The organism is Methylomonas sp. PHL2-19, from assembly GCF_059331595.1.
In genome coordinates, this window is the sequence record NZ_CP196839.1 from 1,227,300 (window position 1) to 1,242,087 (window position 14,788).

The 14,788-nt window shown below is 52.3% G+C and carries 13 protein-coding genes; 4 read left to right on the plus strand and 9 right to left on the minus strand.

Annotated elements, in window-relative coordinates:
• Window positions 1-26: 26 nt before the first annotated feature.
• From ACR02O_RS05820 to ACR02O_RS05840, 5 genes are all read right to left on the minus strand, one after another.
• Window positions 27-359: a type II toxin-antitoxin system HicB family antitoxin gene (locus tag ACR02O_RS05820; RefSeq protein WP_458139071.1), complete on the minus strand. Its 333-nt coding sequence runs from the start codon at window positions 357-359 to the stop codon at window positions 27-29.
• Between the two features lie 33 nt (window positions 360-392).
• Complete coding sequence (locus ACR02O_RS05825; protein WP_458139072.1) at window positions 393-689, minus strand: type II toxin-antitoxin system RelE/ParE family toxin; 297 nt, start codon at window positions 687-689, stop codon at window positions 393-395.
• A complete protein-coding gene (locus ACR02O_RS05830) occupies window positions 683-871 on the minus strand; it encodes a hypothetical protein (protein WP_458139073.1) in 189 nt (62 codons plus the stop codon). The genes ACR02O_RS05825 and ACR02O_RS05830 overlap by 7 nt, the downstream gene beginning before the upstream one ends.
• Window positions 872-891: 20 nt before the next feature.
• Window positions 892-4,386 carry a transcription-repair coupling factor gene (mfd, locus tag ACR02O_RS05835; RefSeq protein ID WP_494522984.1) on the minus strand — a complete coding sequence of 1,165 codons (3,495 nt, stop codon included), beginning with the start codon at window positions 4,384-4,386 and terminating at the stop codon, window positions 892-894.
• A 146-nt stretch (window positions 4,387-4,532) separates the two neighbouring features.
• Window positions 4,533-5,282, minus strand: a complete 750-nt coding sequence (locus tag ACR02O_RS05840) for a flagellar brake protein (RefSeq protein ID WP_171697498.1) — start codon at window positions 5,280-5,282, stop codon at window positions 4,533-4,535.
• Between the two features lie 79 nt (window positions 5,283-5,361).
• Between ACR02O_RS05840 and ACR02O_RS05845 the strand changes: the two genes are divergently transcribed.
• Genes ACR02O_RS05845 through rimO form a run of 4 tightly spaced genes read left to right on the plus strand, consistent with a single transcriptional unit; the run spans window position 5,362 to window position 7,630 of the window.
• Window positions 5,362-5,682 (plus strand): DMT family transporter, encoded by a 321-nt coding sequence (locus ACR02O_RS05845; protein ID WP_033157825.1) that lies wholly within the window; start codon window positions 5,362-5,364, stop codon window positions 5,680-5,682.
• The gene (locus ACR02O_RS05850; RefSeq protein ID WP_458139076.1) at window positions 5,682-5,975 is read left to right on the plus strand and encodes a DsrH/TusB family sulfur relay protein; all 294 of its coding nucleotides are present in this window, start codon (window positions 5,682-5,684) and stop codon (window positions 5,973-5,975) included. Before ACR02O_RS05845 ends, ACR02O_RS05850 begins: the two co-directional genes overlap by 1 nt.
• Window positions 5,966-6,298 (plus strand): TusE/DsrC/DsvC family sulfur relay protein, encoded by a 333-nt coding sequence (locus ACR02O_RS05855; RefSeq protein WP_458139077.1) that lies wholly within the window; start codon window positions 5,966-5,968, stop codon window positions 6,296-6,298. The genes ACR02O_RS05850 and ACR02O_RS05855 overlap by 10 nt, the downstream gene beginning before the upstream one ends.
• 21 nt (window positions 6,299-6,319) lie before the next feature.
• A complete protein-coding gene (gene rimO, locus ACR02O_RS05860) occupies window positions 6,320-7,630 on the plus strand; it encodes a 30S ribosomal protein S12 methylthiotransferase RimO (protein WP_494522985.1) in 1,311 nt (436 codons plus the stop codon).
• A gap of 38 nt (window positions 7,631-7,668) precedes the next feature.
• Here rimO and ACR02O_RS05865 read toward each other — a convergent pair whose 3' ends face one another.
• The 4 genes from ACR02O_RS05865 to secF all read right to left on the minus strand — a co-directional run bounded on the left by ACR02O_RS05865 (window position 7,669) and on the right by secF (window position 14,748).
• Window positions 7,669-7,878, minus strand: coding sequence for a cold-shock protein (locus ACR02O_RS05865; RefSeq protein ID WP_020483452.1), 210 nt, complete (start codon window positions 7,876-7,878; stop codon window positions 7,669-7,671).
• A gap of 458 nt (window positions 7,879-8,336) precedes the next feature.
• Window positions 8,337-9,623 (minus strand): sodium:proton antiporter NhaD, encoded by a 1,287-nt coding sequence (gene nhaD, locus ACR02O_RS05870; RefSeq protein ID WP_445369922.1) that lies wholly within the window; start codon window positions 9,621-9,623, stop codon window positions 8,337-8,339.
• A 499-nt stretch (window positions 9,624-10,122) separates the two neighbouring features.
• Window positions 10,123-13,770, minus strand: coding sequence for a pyridine nucleotide-disulfide oxidoreductase (locus ACR02O_RS05875; RefSeq protein WP_494522986.1), 3,648 nt, complete (start codon window positions 13,768-13,770; stop codon window positions 10,123-10,125).
• Window positions 13,771-13,818: 48 nt separating this feature from the next.
• Window positions 13,819-14,748, minus strand: a complete 930-nt coding sequence (secF, locus tag ACR02O_RS05880) for a protein translocase subunit SecF (protein ID WP_033157829.1) — start codon at window positions 14,746-14,748, stop codon at window positions 13,819-13,821.
• Between the last annotated feature and the right edge of the window lie 40 nt (window positions 14,749-14,788).

Genomic DNA, 14,788 nt, shown 5'->3' on the forward strand with positions numbered 1-14,788 from the left:
CACCAGCCTGCTAAGGCTTAATCATGTTAAACATGCGATGCTTCATTCAACACTTCCGCCGCCCACTGATTCAGGCTTTTGCCTTTCGCTTTAGTGGTTAATATTGCTGTCGCATGGATTTCGGGCGGTATGCGCAGCATCAGTTTGCCGCTGGCCGGTTTTTCCGGCGATTTTCCGATGCGGGCGCAAGTTTCCAGATAGTCATCAACCGCTTCCTCGAAAGCGTTACGCAATTCGGTCACGGTATCAGCATGAAAGCCGATCACATCTTGAATGCCCAGCAAGCGCCCAACCAACAAGTTGTCTCTGTCGTCAAAATCGATGCGGGCGGTATACCCTTTATAAGTCATGGTGTTCATGGTGTGATTCGAATCATTGCTGCCTCGTTCGGCTTACGTGATCGCTAAATCCGAATTTTTGAAATCGCGGCGTTTATGAACCACCGTGACAACATAGACTTGGTTATGTCTAATTTGGTAAATGACTCTCCAAGAATGCACGCCGATTTCCCGTAATTCCTCTTGGTCAAACTCGGGCACTTTTTTACCGAGGTAAGGAGACGCCAGCAGGCTGTCGGTTTTTTGTATCAATTTCTGGATGATGCGTTTGGCGGTAAGCGGTGAATCCTGCGCGATGTAATCATGGATGGCTTTGAGGTCTGTTCTGGCGCGAGGCGTCCAAATTACCATTGCTCGATTTCGCGTAGCAAGGTCTCGCTGCTAATGCCCTTGCCTTGCTCTATATCTTCTAGTCCCTGATATATTTTGTTCAGAACGTAGAGCCGATACACGATTTCTTCAAAATCTACCGTGTCGGGCAATAGATTGATGGCGGCAATGGCTTCTTGTTTGGCGGTTTGGCAGTGCGGCATATTCCCTCCCAAAATTAATATCAAGATTTAGGTACCAATCGTACCAATAACTTCTCCAAAAACGCCACCTTATCCTCCATGTCCTTAAAGGTCTGGGTGAAGCGTAACTTATCCGCGCCATCAAATTTGTACACCTGCGACTGGCTTTGAATCATCAAAATCAACTCGCCGGTATCGATTTGCGGCGTAGCGGTAAAGACGATGCGGCCGCCGGTGGCGTGGGCTTCGATTTTGCGGATGCCCAGATGCGCGGATTGTTGTTTCAGTTCGGTGATTGCGAACAAGGCTTTGACTTGGTCCGGTAGCAGGCCGAAGCGGTCGATCATTTCGATTTTTAATTTGCGTAAATCGTCTTCGGTTTCGGCGCTGGCGATGCGTTTGTACAACACCAGGCGGGCGTGGATGTCCGGCAAGTAGTCTTCCGGGATCAGCGCGGCGACTTGCAAATCCACTTCCGGGCCGGTATCCAGCGGCGCGTCCAATTCCGGCTGTTTACCGGATTTCAAGGCTTTGACCGCCCGTTCCAGCAACTCGGTGTACAAGGTAAAGCCGATTTCCTGGATCTGGCCGCTTTGTTCGTCACCCAATAATTCACCGGCACCGCGGATTTCCATGTCGTGCGAGGACAGCATGAAGCCGGCGCCCAGTTCGCCGGAAGTCTCGAAGGCTTCCAGGCGCTTGATCGCGTCCTTGGTCATCAATGTTTTCGGCGGCACGATGCAGTAGGCATAGGCGCGGTGGTGCGAACGGCCGACCCGGCCGCGCAACTGGTGTAACTGCGCCAGACCCAGCTTGTCGGCGCGGTTGATGACAATGGTGTTGGCGCTGGGAATGTCGATGCCGCTTTCGATGATGGTACTGGCAATCAGCACGTTGAAGCGCTGGTGATAAAAATCCAGCATGATCTGCTCCAGTTCACGTTCGGCCATCTGGCCATGGGCGATCTGAATCCGCGCTTCCGGCACCAGTTCGCCCAGTTCGCGCATCATTTTCTCCATGCTTTTCACGTCGTTGTGCAGGAAAAATACCTGGCCGCCGCGTTTGATTTCCCGTTGGCAGGCTTCCTGTACTTGCGAGTCTATCCATTCGGTGACGAAGGTCTTGATGGCATGGCGGTTAGGCGGCGGGGTGGCGATGATGGAAATATCGCGCAGGCCGGCCATGGCCATGTTCAAGGTGCGCGGAATCGGCGTGGCGGTCAGGGTCAACAAGTCCAGTTCGTGACGCAGTTTTTTGAAATGCTCTTTTTGCGTCACGCCAAAGCGGTGTTCTTCGTCGATGATCACCAGGCCCAAGGCCTTGTATTTCATTTCCTTGGACAGCAATTTGTGGGTGCCGATGACGATGTCCACCTTGCCGTCGGCCAAGTCGTCGGCGATGGCTTTTTGCTGTTTGGGCGTGACGAAGCGCGAGGTGACTTCGATACGGACCGGCCAGTCGGCGAAGCGGTCGCGGAAGTTTTGATAATGCTGTTGGGCCAGCAGGGTGGTCGGCACCAGCACCGCCACCTGTTTGCCGCTTTGCACCGCCACAAAAGCCGCGCGCATCGCCACTTCGGTTTTGCCGAAACCAACGTCACCGCAGACCACGCGATCCATCGGCTGGGTGGCGGCCATGTCTTGCAAGATGGCTTCGATGGCGCTGAGCTGATCCGGGGTTTCCTCGAACGGGAAGGCGGCGGCGAAAGCGTTGTAGTCGCTGTTGTCGATGTTAAAGGCAAAGCCTTCGCGGGCGGCGCGCTTGGCGTGGATGTCCAGCAACTCGGCGGCCACGTCGCGGGCGCGCTCCATGGCTTTTTTCTTGGCCTTGCTCCATTGGTCGGTGCCTAAGCGGTGCAGCGGGGCGTTTTCGGCGCTGACACCGCTGTAACGACCGATCATGTGCAAGGACGATACCGGCACATAAATCTTGTCGTTATTGGCGTATTCCAGCATCAAAAACTCCGCGTCGATGCCGCCGACGTTGAGAATTTGTAAGCCCAGGTAACGACCGACGCCGTGTTCCTGATGCACCACCGGCGAGCCGATGCTCAGCTCGTCGAGGTTGTTGAAAATGTTTTCCAGTGCCCGCGCCGCCGATTTTTGCCGGCGCCGGCGTTGCTGGACTTTTTCGCCGCTAAGCTGGCTTTCGGTGATGATGGCTAGCGGCGGCAATCGTTCCAGACGATTTGCCGCACTTCCACCATCCATGGCGGTCGTGGTTCCATCAAGCCAAAGCCCATGATCCATCGGCGCGACGACGATGCTCGGTGAATGATCGGTTTGTAAAAACTCTGGCCAGCTTTGTACTTGTTTCGCAGTGAGTTTGACGCTTTTTAGTTTGTCGATCAGGCCTTCGCGGTGGCCGGCGGTTTCGGCGACGAACAGGATCTTGCCGTCGAAGCCTTCGATGAACTGGCGCAACCGTTGTGCGGGTTCTTTCAAACGGCTGTCGATAGCGACATCCGGCAGCAACTTGCAGTCGAAGGAGTGGGCGGTTTCTGCTTGGTTATCCAGCACTACGCGACTGAAGCTATCGGTGTGTTGCTGGATTTCCTCCGCTGACAAAAACAGGCGCGTTGGCGGCAACAATGGCCGGTCGGTATCGTATTTGCGTTGTTGATAGCGTTCGTCGGCCTCGCTGTAAAAGCGCTGGGCGTTTGCGGCAAAGTGGGCCGGCAGCACGAACAGCGCAGTCTTGGGCAAATAGACAAACAGCGATTCGGTGCGTTCGACGAACAGCGGCAAGTAATATTCGATGCCAGCCGGGGCGATTTGTTTGGAAACATCCAGATACAGATTGTTCTTGGGCGAAGCGTCCGGGAACTGTTCGCGGAAGGCCTGACGGAAGCGTTTGATGGCTTCGTCGGTAAACGGAAATTCACGGGCCGGGAACAGCTCGACTTTTGGCATTTTGTCTTGCGACATTTGCGTGTCGGGGTCGAAGCTACGGATTGATTCAACGTCGTCGTCGAACAGTTCGATACGGTAGGGCTGCTTGGAACCCATCGGAAACAAGTCCAGGATCGAGCCGCGCACCGCAAATTCACCGTGTTGATAAACTTGCGATACGCATTGATAGCCCACCGCTTCCAACTTGGCGCGGGTGACTTCCAGGCTCAAAGTGCCGCCCACTTCAATGGAAAAGCTGTGTGCCAGAATATGTTCACGCGGCGCTAGCCGGTGCATCAAGGTTGCTACCGACAAGATCAACGCGCCGCGTTTGGTGTCGGGCAGCAGCGCCAAAGTGCGCAAGCGCTCGGAGATGATCTCCGGCAACGGCGAGAATACGTCGTAGGGCAGGGTTTCCCAATCCGGAAAATGCAGAATCGGCAGGCTGTTGTCCAAAAAGAACGCCAGCTCGTGTTCCAGGCGCAGCGCAGTTTGAGTGTCTGGGGTGACGATGACTAGCAGGCGCTTTTCCTGAGCAATCGTTTGCGCCAGCGTTAGCGAGTCGCCGCAGCCGCTCAGACCACTCCAGTATATTGTGGCGCCTTGTTGTGGCAATGCAGTTGCGGGGATTGTTGGTAAGGACATGGCGTTAAATCAGATTTTTGAAGCGCGCAATTATAACCAGTAAGGTCAGGCTTGAAATAAGCATCCGCGCTTTGGCAGTGGCCGGCCTTGGGGGTGCTTTTGCCGCAATTTCGCGGCCTAAAACCTATGCTCAGCTGTTTTGGGATTTAAATGCTTAGATTCTTTTGCTGTAATTCGATTTCCTGCATGTAGCGTTGGAGGTTGTTTTCGAACACCTGCGGGATGTGGGTGAATTTGCAGCCTATGCGATGTTGATAGGTTGTGGCGCTGGCTCGAACATTGTTCACGCTTTTAATGACAAAACCCACGTGGGCCCTGCTGCCATCGTGCAAATACAAGGCGCATTCGTCTATGACGGTATCCGGCGTTAAAAGGTCGGCAATTTTTGTGTCGGGATTTAAAAACGAAAATCCGGAAATGCTGATGTCTGCCACGCTGAACACTTTGGCTTGCGTATCGACTTCGCCCGCTTCATTTTTTGTGGCAAGGTTGAGTTCGCAGGTGCTGTTTTTATGAGAAAGAGGCACTTTAACGCGATAATACTGGCGGCGTTGCATCCAAAAAATGGCGTCCGGGATAGGCATCGCAAACACCGGGTGACCGTCGCTTTGCGACTTTTTGATTGCTTTGCCGCGGAATGAAACTTTAATGCCTTCGTATTCGGTGCGGAACAGCACTTTGGCTGAGCCTAGCAACTGCTTATTCAGTAATTCCGTAGGCGCAACATCCAGTGTAATCAGATTGGCTTTTTGATCGAGATCGATAATGGTGGTCAAAAATGATTGGTTATGTTCGCCAAAATGCGCAGAGATAATGCATTTCTTTTTGACTAGATCGCTCAAGTGACCAAAAATCAGCCTCGCGCTTCTAACAAGATAGTCGGATTCTTTTTCCATTAAATTACTAAATATTGCGGATAGGTGAGAGCACTGCTGTAAAATACCGCAGATTATAGTGCATAGGAAAGGAGTTTTGATGGGTTGGTTGCTATTGTTCGCCGCGGGTTGCTCGGAAATCGTGTTTGCGATAAGTCTTAAATACAATGACGGGTTTACTAAGTTGTGGCCAAGCGTAGTGACCGGCGTGTCGGGGGCGGGCAGTTTTTACCTGTTAATGCTGGCGATCAGAACCTTGCCCCTGGGCACGGCCTATGCGGTGTGGACCGGTATGGGGGCAGTGGGTGTCGCGATAGTCGGGATTTTTCTGTTTAAGGAATCGGCGGATTGGTTCCGCTTAGCGTCCATCCTGTTAATCATCGTCGGCATCGTCGGTTTGAAGCTGACGCATGTGGAATAATGCTGCATTTGTTATCGCAATTGCCGTTGCAAGCGGCGCTTATCGAGCGCATTGGCAGCGGTGACGATGTTGTCTTGATGGATGGTGCAGTGTGTGCCGCGCGGATCGGGCATGGCGGTAATGCGTTGTTGCGGCAATTGTTGAGTCGGTCGTGTCGGGTTTATGCCTTGCAAGAGATGTTATCGGTTCACGGCGTCCAGCCGCAATTTTTGTTGTCAGGCTTGGAAGCAGTTGATTATGCGGGCTTGGTCGAACTGACCGTGCGGAATCCGGTAATTCATTCGTGGAATTGATTGTCGGCGGTGTTGCGTTGCCAACCAGCGACGATGGCTTTTTGCGCGATGCTGGGCAATGGAATCGAGAGGTGGCCGACGAGTTGGCCCGGCTAGAAGGTATCGAGATTAGCGATGCGCATTGGGAAATCCTGCTGTACATTCGCGATTACTATCAAAAATTCCAACACCTGCCCAATGCACGGATGTTTGTAGCGGCTATCCGCAAACAATTTGGCGAAGACAAGGGCAATAGCCGCTATCTGCAAAAACTCTTTCCGCAAGGGCCGCTGAAATACGCCTGTAAAATCGCCGGCTTGCCCAAGCCGCCCACCTGTTTATAAAAATGTTTTCAAGAGAGTTTCATGAGTAACCCCCGTGTTGGATTTATCAGTTTAGGTTGCCCAAAAGCCCTGGTCGATAGCGAGCAAATTTTGACCAGGCTGCGCAGCGAAGGCTATCAAGTCTCGCCGAACTACAAGGATTCGGATTTGGTGATCGTCAATACCTGCGGCTTTATCGATGCGGCGGTTGAAGAGTCGCTGGATAGTATTGGCGAGGCCTTGGCGGAAAATGGCAAGGTGATTGTCACCGGTTGTCTCGGTGCGCGCCAGGATGAGATTTTGGCGCGTCATCCGCAGGTTTTAAAAATCACCGGCGCCCACGCGACTGACGAAGTGGTATCGGCGGTGCACGAATACTTGCCGCCTGCGCATAATCCATTTACAGATTTAGTGCCGCCGCAAGGTATCAAACTAACGCCCAAGCATTATGCCTATCTGAAGATTTCCGAAGGCTGCAATCATAGTTGTACGTTTTGCATTATCCCGTCCATGCGCGGCGATTTGGTCAGCAGGCCCATTGATGATGTGATGTTGGAAGCCGAGCGGCTGGCCGATGCCGGTGTTAAGGAATTGCTGATCGTCTCGCAAGATACCAGCGCTTACGGTTTGGATTTGAAGTATGAAAGCCGGCGCTGGCGCGGTCGGGAAATGCAAACCCGGTTTTACGATTTGGCCGAAGCATTGGGTGAGCTGGGTATCTGGGCGCGGATGCATTACGTCTATCCGTATCCGCATGTCGATGACGTGGTGCCTTTAATGGCGGAAGGCAAAATCCTGCCGTATCTGGATATTCCGTTTCAGCATGCCAACAGCCGAATTTTAAAGCTGATGAAACGTCCGGCGGCAGCGGAAAATAATCTGGAGCGCATTCGCGCCTGGCGGAAGATTTGCCCGAACTTGACGATACGCAGTACTTTTATTGTTGGTTTTCCCGGTGAAACCGAGCAAGACTTTGAAGAGTTGCTGCAATTCCTGAGCGAAGCGCAAATGGATAGGGTGGGCTGTTTTGCTTATTCGCCGGTGAAGGGGGCGGTGGCTAACGATTTGCCCGATGCGGTGCCGGAAGCGCTTAAACAGGAACGCTTGGCGCGCTTTATGGAACATCAAGCGGCTATCAGCGCAGAACGCTTGCAGCGTCGGGTTGGCCGGATCGAAACGGTGTTGGTCGATGAGGTGGTCGAGGAGGGTGCGGTGGCGCGCAGCAAAAGCGATGCACCCGAAATTGACGGCCAGGTGTTTATCGATGGCGCAAGTCATTTGCAGGTCGGCGATTTCGTCGATGTGGAAATCGAGGAAGCCGACGAGTATGACTTGTGGGGTAAACTGATCTAACGAAAAAGCCGCTGGTTAGGCGGCTTTTTCAGTTCAATTTACAGCGGTGTTACGTTTTCCGCTTGTGGGCCTTTTTGACCATTGGTCACTTCCATCGTGACTTTTTGGCCTTCTTTCAAGGTTTTGCGGCCGTTGCCGTTGATGGCGCTGAAGTGTACGAATACATCTTTGCCGCCTTCTTGCTCAATGAAGCCGAAGCCTTTTTCGTCATTGAACCATTTTACTTTGCCTTCTACTTGAACTGACATAAATCTCTCTTGCTAATAAAGTGCTATTCGCTGGTTTGTAACTAGGGTTGGTGAATAAAGCAGGTAGTGGAAAACAATGTTTGTTGATCCGATTGCAGACTTGAAAAGCGACAACGATACCGAGCTAAATCGCCTCCATTATACATCGCAATTGGCGGGTATCCACAAAAACTAGCTAGATTTTGCTTGTTAAATGATTGTGACAATAGGTTGTCGGCTGTCTTTGGGCGGTGCAAATGTCAGGCTAACGTAGGTTGCGGGTGGCTATTGGCGGGCTAAGATATTGAAATGAAGTGATTTTTTTTAGGCTTTTATGGAGAGTCGGCTTGACTGAAATCCGCTTTTGGCCGCTTGCAAATGCAAATTTGATTGCCGCAAAAAAACAAAAAAAATACTGAATTTTGCAATTGGCCTATTGGGCAGGCCATGAAAAAGACTGCCCAATAGAGCTTGTCGCGTCAAAAATAGCTACCGTTAATCAGGAAATGCGTGGCAATGCTACCGAAAAAACCGATCAAAATGACCGGCATCCATTTCAAGTGTGCGCTAAAGGTGTAAAGGCCTTTCATTTGTCCCATCAAGCCTACGCCTGCTGCCGAGCCGATTGCCAATAAGCTGCCGCCCACGCCTGCGGTTAATGTGACTAACAGCCATTGGCCTTGCGAGATGTCGGGATGCATGGTGAGTACCGCAAACATGATGGTACCGTTATCAATGAAAGCCGACAGGATGCCGACCACAATGTTGGCGATGGTGGGATCCATGCCGACGTATAACACATCCGAGGCCATGGTTAGATAACCAATGAAACTCAGGCCGCCGACGCTGATCATGACGCCGTAAAAAAACAGCAGGGTGTCCCATTCCAGTGTGGCGACGCTTTTGAATACGTCGAATTTTTGGCTTGGCCTGGCGTCGGGAACCGCAACGTTAAATAATTTATACACATGAGCGAAATCGCTAATTTTGCCGTTGTCTTTATCAGCGGTTTTTTGCAAATAAAAGCCCAGGAATTTTAGATAAGTCAGGCCCGCCAGCATGCCGGCCGCGGGCGGCAGTTTCAACATGTTTTCGAAGCAGACCGCCGTAATAATCGTCAGTAAAAACAGCACGATCATGGTCATTGCGCCGCGTTTCATTTTGGGGGCTTTACCGACTGCTGCAGGTTGCTGTTTGGGTATCCAGAAATGCATGATTATCGCCGGCAGTGCGAAATTGACTATGGCCGGGATGAAAAGCGAGTAGAAATCTTTGAACGGTACAACCCCGCTTTGCCAAACCAATAGTGTGGTGATGTCGCCGAATGGGCTGAACGAACCGCCAGCATTCGTGGCTACCACGACGTTGATGCAAGCCAACGTAACGAATTTGCGATTGTCTTTGCCCATGGCTGCAATCACTGCACCCATCAGCAGTGCGGTTGTCAGGTTGTTGCAAACTGAGGACATGAAAAACGACATGATGCCGGTAATCCAAAACAGCTTTCTGTAGCTGAAACCTTTACTGAGCAACCAAACCCGCAGATTATCGAAAACGCCGCGATCTTCCATTGCGTTGAGATAAGCCATCGACACCATGATGAACAAAAACAGTTCCGCATAGCCTTCCAGACAAGCACGGAATGCGTGTCCGGCCTGCTCGCTCATGCCGTTATTCACGTAAATGCCGGCGATAAAGGCCCAGATCAAGCTCGCGGCTAATACCATGGGTTTGGATTTGTTTAATTCGGTGACCTCTTCGGTCATTGCCAGTAGATAGGCAACGGCAAATATGCCGATAGCCAAATAACCCACCCAATGCTTAGTCAGATTAAGGGCTTGTGCTGCTTGTTCTGCGTCTGCCCAAGCTATTAGTGGTGAGCAGGTGAGTAAAATGAGTAGAAGGATGCGCGAAAACACGGGTGAACTCCTTTCAATAACTGGGTGCTGGACAGCCACGGTAGGGAGTGAGTTCCTCGACCGTGACTGCTTTTGCCGTGCCCGCTTAACTACGGGTTTGGCTATCACGATAGTACAAAGTTTGTAACTTTACAGCGAGTGTAGTTTAGCATCGCTAAAGCCCGGATATTCCGCTAGGAATGCTTCGGTTTTATATGCTTAACCCTGCCTTAAATCCAATATATTCGTCACTCCCGCGGAGGCGGGAATTCGTTAAAGCCTTTTGTCTCCGGCCTTTGCGGGAGCGACGATATGGATCGGGTCTGTAGTCTACCGGGGATAGGCTTAAAGTCTGCCTATTTTGTTATCATTGGGCTTCGAGTAAATACGTCAGCCAGAGTGAGGACAGTTTTTCCTGTACCGTGTTTTGCCGCAGACGGGCTGCCAGATTCGGGAAATCCACATAATCCAGTGCCTGATCCTGGTTGTAACAAGAATACATAAAGCTTTCTTCGCCGCTTTCCGGATCCACGTGTTTGCATAAGCATTGGGCGCAGACGCCTTTCATCATGCATTGCATCGGCGAGTTGATTGAGCCGACCGCCTCGTGGCCTTCCTTCAAGTACGGTTTTAAAGCGGCAAAGCGTGCGGCTTTTACCGCTGCCATCATTCGATCCGAGCCGATAACGATCAGGTGATCCACGTCTTGCAGACGAATGCTGGTGTCACCTAATTTTCCGGTGGCATAGGACACCATCGCTTCGACGATATTGCCGACAAAGGTTTTATCCTGTGGCCGAGTGACCGGAATCGCTTCGTTGCCGGGTCTGTCGTCTACAGCCCAAACAATCACGTCGGACGCTTCTTCAATTTCCGGCACCTTGAACAAGTCTTCACTGTTACGGTAACCGGCGAAATACAGCACCTTGTTGCCGGCATTGCGCATGGCTTTACCGATTGAGAACAATACCGCGTTACCCAAACCGCCGCCCAGCAGCAAAACGGTTTTACCGGTTGGAATTTCGGTCGGGGCGCCTGTTACACCCATCAATACCAGCGGATCGCCGACTTTCCAGGTGGCGCACAAGCGGCTGGAGCTGCCCATTTCCAGGGCAATTAAAGATACCAGACCTTTTTCCTTGTCTACCCAGGCACCGGTCAGAGCCAAGCCTTCGGCAGCCAGTGTGGTGCCTTCGACTACAGGGGCCAGTGATTCGTAATTTTGCACCCGGTAAAACTGGCCGGGCTCAAAATGTTTGGCGGCCGCGGGCGCTTTGATGACCACTTCGATGATGGTGGGTGTCAGACGATTTACTTCGACGACATGTGCCAGGAAGGTTGCATCCAGTCTGTCCTGCAGGTCGCGTAATTGGGCATCGCGTTGTGGTTGCTGGGAGGCATCCAATCCAGCAATTTCGTTGGCGAACAGTTTAACGATATACGGATAACCGTCTTTTGCGCTGGCCATGGCTTTTACCACGTTGCCGGCATAAACCGGATGGTTGTCGCCATAGAAAGTGATGTAGCGGCCGTTGCTGACATAAGACGTAAACGGTGCCGGTTTGCCCACTTTGACTTGCGCTTCATCGGCCATCGGCGCCAGTTGCGCTTTGCCGTCCAACCAGTCGGGCTCGTGACGTTTGTAGAATTTGCCTTCCATCGCGAAAGTGCGCGGATGCTCGGATTGGTAGATCGTGTTGGGTGCGGTGCCGGCGGCGATGAACAGGCCGCGCAGCTTCACTTCCACTTCATCGGTTTTGCGCCATTTACCGTCTTGCTCGGTCAGTCTCTCAAAGCGTACGGCTTGTAAATGGCCGTATTGGTCTTCGATCGCTTCCAATGGGCTCATGCCTTCGGCTAGGTAAATGCCTTCAGAGAGTGCTTCGTGAATCTCTTCGTGGTTTTGGCGGTAAGCGGGTGAGTCTTTGATGCCTTTGCGGTAGAACAGCGTCACGCCGCCCCATTGTTTCAGGAAAGGCAGGAAGTTAGGTGTTTCACCAGCGGCGGCGGCGCGTTCACGCTCCTGTTCGATGACGCGGCCATGCGCCAGGAACTCTTCCAGAATTTCCAGTTCTTCACCATCGTAACGGCTGCGCACCGCCGCTTCGCCGTATTTGGCCACCAGTTTTTCGTAGCGATGCAGAATTTTGCTGACTTGGCCGGGGTAGTAAGCCAGTAATTCGGTGGTGGTATCGATAGCGGTCAAGCCGCCGCCGATGACGCCGGCCGGTAGCCGAACTTGTAGATTAGCCAGCGAGGATTCTTTGGCTGCGCCAGTCAGTTGCAGGCCCATCAAAAAGTCTGAGGCCTTGCGGATGCCACGGGTCATGTTGTTTTTCAGGTCGATCACCGTCGGCTTGCCGGCGCCGCTGGCAATGGCGATGTGGTCGAAACCCATTTCCCAGGCTTCGTCGATGGTGATGGTGCCGCCGAAACGCACGCCACCGTAGCATTTGAAAGCGTTGCGGCGTAGCAAAGTCAGGTAAATGACTTTCAAAAAGTTTTTGTCCCAACGCACGGTGATACCGTATTCGGCCACGCCGCCGAAGCCGAGCAACACACGTTTATCCAGATCTTCGTAAAGGTCTTGGAAGTCCATGATAGGCATAGGCACGTTGTCGCGATCGCCGGTCAGATGTAGAGGCAGCGGCTCGATTTTCAAGGCATCGATACCCACCACGCCAAAGCCTTCATTCAGCAAATAGTGCGACAAGGTATAACCGGCCGGACCCATGCCGGCCACCAGCACATTTTTGCCATTGTATGGCAGTGCAGTGGAGCGCTTGATGTTCAGGGGGTTCCAGCGGGTCAACAGGCTGTAAATTTCAAAGCCCCAAGGCATGAACAATACGTCTGTCAGCACATTGGTTTCGATTTGCGGAATATTCACCGACTCGGTTTTTTGGTAAATACAGCCGCGCATGCAATCGTTGCATATCCGGTGGCCGGTGCCGGGGCACATCGGATTGTCGATGATGATCATCGCCAGCGCGCCGATATTGTCGCCTTGGCGTTTGACCACGTGCATCTCGGAGATTTTTTCTTCCAGCGGGCAGCCGGTCATCAGTGCGCTCAAATGATTGGTTTTGAACGTACCGTCTTTTTTGTTCTTGATGCCTTTGGAGCAGGAATCGTTATCGCGGTCGTGGCAGTAAATGCAATGATCCACTTCATACAGCACCTGACGTTGTTTGAAGCGCTTGTCGGTCAAGGCAAAGCCGTCGCGGCGACGGTGATGGTGATCGTCGCAAGCCCAGACGTCATAACCGTTTTGTGCAACGGTTTCGTGGTCAACCAGATTGTCCAGATTGGTTTTTTCCGGCACCTTGAAACTCACCCATTTGGCGACATAGGCTTTTAATTCCGGGTCGTGCTGGGCGGCAAAACTCCAGCGACGGACGATGTCCAGCAGGCCGGCTACCAGCGCAGCAGGGCTGTCGTAGCCGCTCAATTGGTCTTTGAACGCGGCAAGCTCGGCATCCGTAATGTCAGCCTGTTGCGACAAGCGCCATAAATCGGCGCCGATTTGGCTAATCGCCAATTCCGGATCGGCCTGGAATAAATCCTGTTTGTCAGCAGCGGTCAATAAGCCATTCAGTTGGCTGCGCAGTGCGGCAATATCCCAATCTTCAATGGTTTGCCCTTTGAAAAGCTTGTTCAAATTGCCGACGATTTCGGTGCGATAAACAAATATTGCGTCGAATTCGCCACGAATATGGCCGATTTGTTGGTCGCGCACATCGCTGACATTGAATAAACGCGCGACGAAGGTACCGACTAGCGGTGCCATTCTTACCAATAATTCGGAAACTTCCTCGGGCTTCATGCCTTCGCCGCCGCAGGCGCGGTAAGCAGTAATTTCCGCAAACAAGGCGGCATCGTGTTGCTGTACCGACTGATCGAATACCGTCAACAAATCAGACAGGCGTTTGGCATCGTACAAGTCTTTATAGGCAAATCCGGGAATGCCGAGGGTGAGTTGGGTAAGGTCGCGAGTATTAAGCTTTTGTGTCATCAAGTTATTCCGTGAGCGTTCGCTTGAAGTGATAAATGAAAATTCGGGTTAAGGCATGTCGTCGACGACGCTGTCTTTGGCGGGCGGCATCAGGTCGTCGCGGCTCAAGCCCAGGCTCAAAGCGAGTGAGCTGGCGATGTAAATCGACGAGTAGGTGCCTTTAACGACGCCGATCAGCATAGCAATCGCAAAGCCGTGGATGGTTTTGCCGCCGAGGAAAGCTAGGGCCAACAGTGTTAAGAAGACGGTTAACGAGGTCAGAATGGTCCGGCTCAGCGTGTCGTTCAGCGCGGTATTGACGATGTCGTTAATCGATTCCTTGATGCGACTGGTGCGGACGGTTTCACGAATCCGGTCGTAGACCACGATGGTGTCGTTGATGGAATAACCGATCAACGCCAAAATCGCCGACAACACGGTCATGTCGAATTCCCAGCCAAATACCGAGAAAAAACCCATCGTGATGATACTGTCGTGGAATAAGGCAGCGATCGCGCTCAAGGATAATTTCCACTCAAAGCGAATGCTGACGTAAAACATGATGCCGACAAAAGCGAAGAACAGGGCCAGGCCGCCATCGTTGACCAAGTCATCGCCCACTTGCGGGCCGACGAATTCCACGCGGCGCAGTTCGCCGGGTTGGCTTTGGCTGCTGTTAGCGACATTTAGCACTTTTTCGCTAAGCTCTTTTTGGCTGATGTTTTCTACCGGCTTCAAGCGGATTAACACGTCAGCCGCGCTGCCGAAATGTTGCAGATTGGCATCGGCGAAGCCTTGTTGTTCCAGAGTGCTGCGCATTTTGTCCAGATCGGCGGCTTGGTTGTAATGCAATTCGTAGACGCTGCCGCCGGTAAAGTCTATGCCCAGATCCAGACCCTTGACGAAAAATGAAACAATGGAAATTAACAGCAGCGTGCCGGAAAAGTAAAAGGCCAGCTTTCTTTTACTAAGAAAATCAATATGTGTAGCGGAAGTCATGCCAATGTTCCTGATAAGTGGTGAGTGTTGCGATCCGGTC

Coding starts and splice junctions, on each gene's coding strand:
- rimO (WP_494522985.1), top strand. CDS start 6,320: ATGAGTAACCCCCGTGTTGGATTTATCAGTTTAGGTTGCCCAAAAGCC.
- secF (WP_033157829.1), bottom strand. CDS start 14,748: ATGACTTCCGCTACACATATTGATTTTCTTAGTAAAAGAAAGCTGGCC.
- ACR02O_RS05825 (WP_458139072.1), bottom strand. CDS start 689: ATGGTAATTTGGACGCCTCGCGCCAGAACAGACCTCAAAGCCATCCAT.
- nhaD (WP_445369922.1), bottom strand. CDS start 9,623: ATGACCGAAGAGGTCACCGAATTAAACAAATCCAAACCCATGGTATTA.
- ACR02O_RS05830 (WP_458139073.1), bottom strand. CDS start 871: ATGCCGCACTGCCAAACCGCCAAACAAGAAGCCATTGCCGCCATCAAT.
- ACR02O_RS05850 (WP_458139076.1), top strand. CDS start 5,682: ATGCTGCATTTGTTATCGCAATTGCCGTTGCAAGCGGCGCTTATCGAG.
- ACR02O_RS05820 (WP_458139071.1), bottom strand. CDS start 359: ATGAACACCATGACTTATAAAGGGTATACCGCCCGCATCGATTTTGAC.
- ACR02O_RS05875 (WP_494522986.1), bottom strand. CDS start 13,770: ATGACACAAAAGCTTAATACTCGCGACCTTACCCAACTCACCCTCGGC.
- mfd (WP_494522984.1), bottom strand. CDS start 4,386: ATGTCCTTACCAACAATCCCCGCAACTGCATTGCCACAACAAGGCGCC.
- ACR02O_RS05865 (WP_020483452.1), bottom strand. CDS start 7,878: ATGTCAGTTCAAGTAGAAGGCAAAGTAAAATGGTTCAATGACGAAAAA.
- ACR02O_RS05840 (WP_171697498.1), bottom strand. CDS start 5,282: ATGGAAAAAGAATCCGACTATCTTGTTAGAAGCGCGAGGCTGATTTTT.
- ACR02O_RS05845 (WP_033157825.1), top strand. CDS start 5,362: ATGGGTTGGTTGCTATTGTTCGCCGCGGGTTGCTCGGAAATCGTGTTT.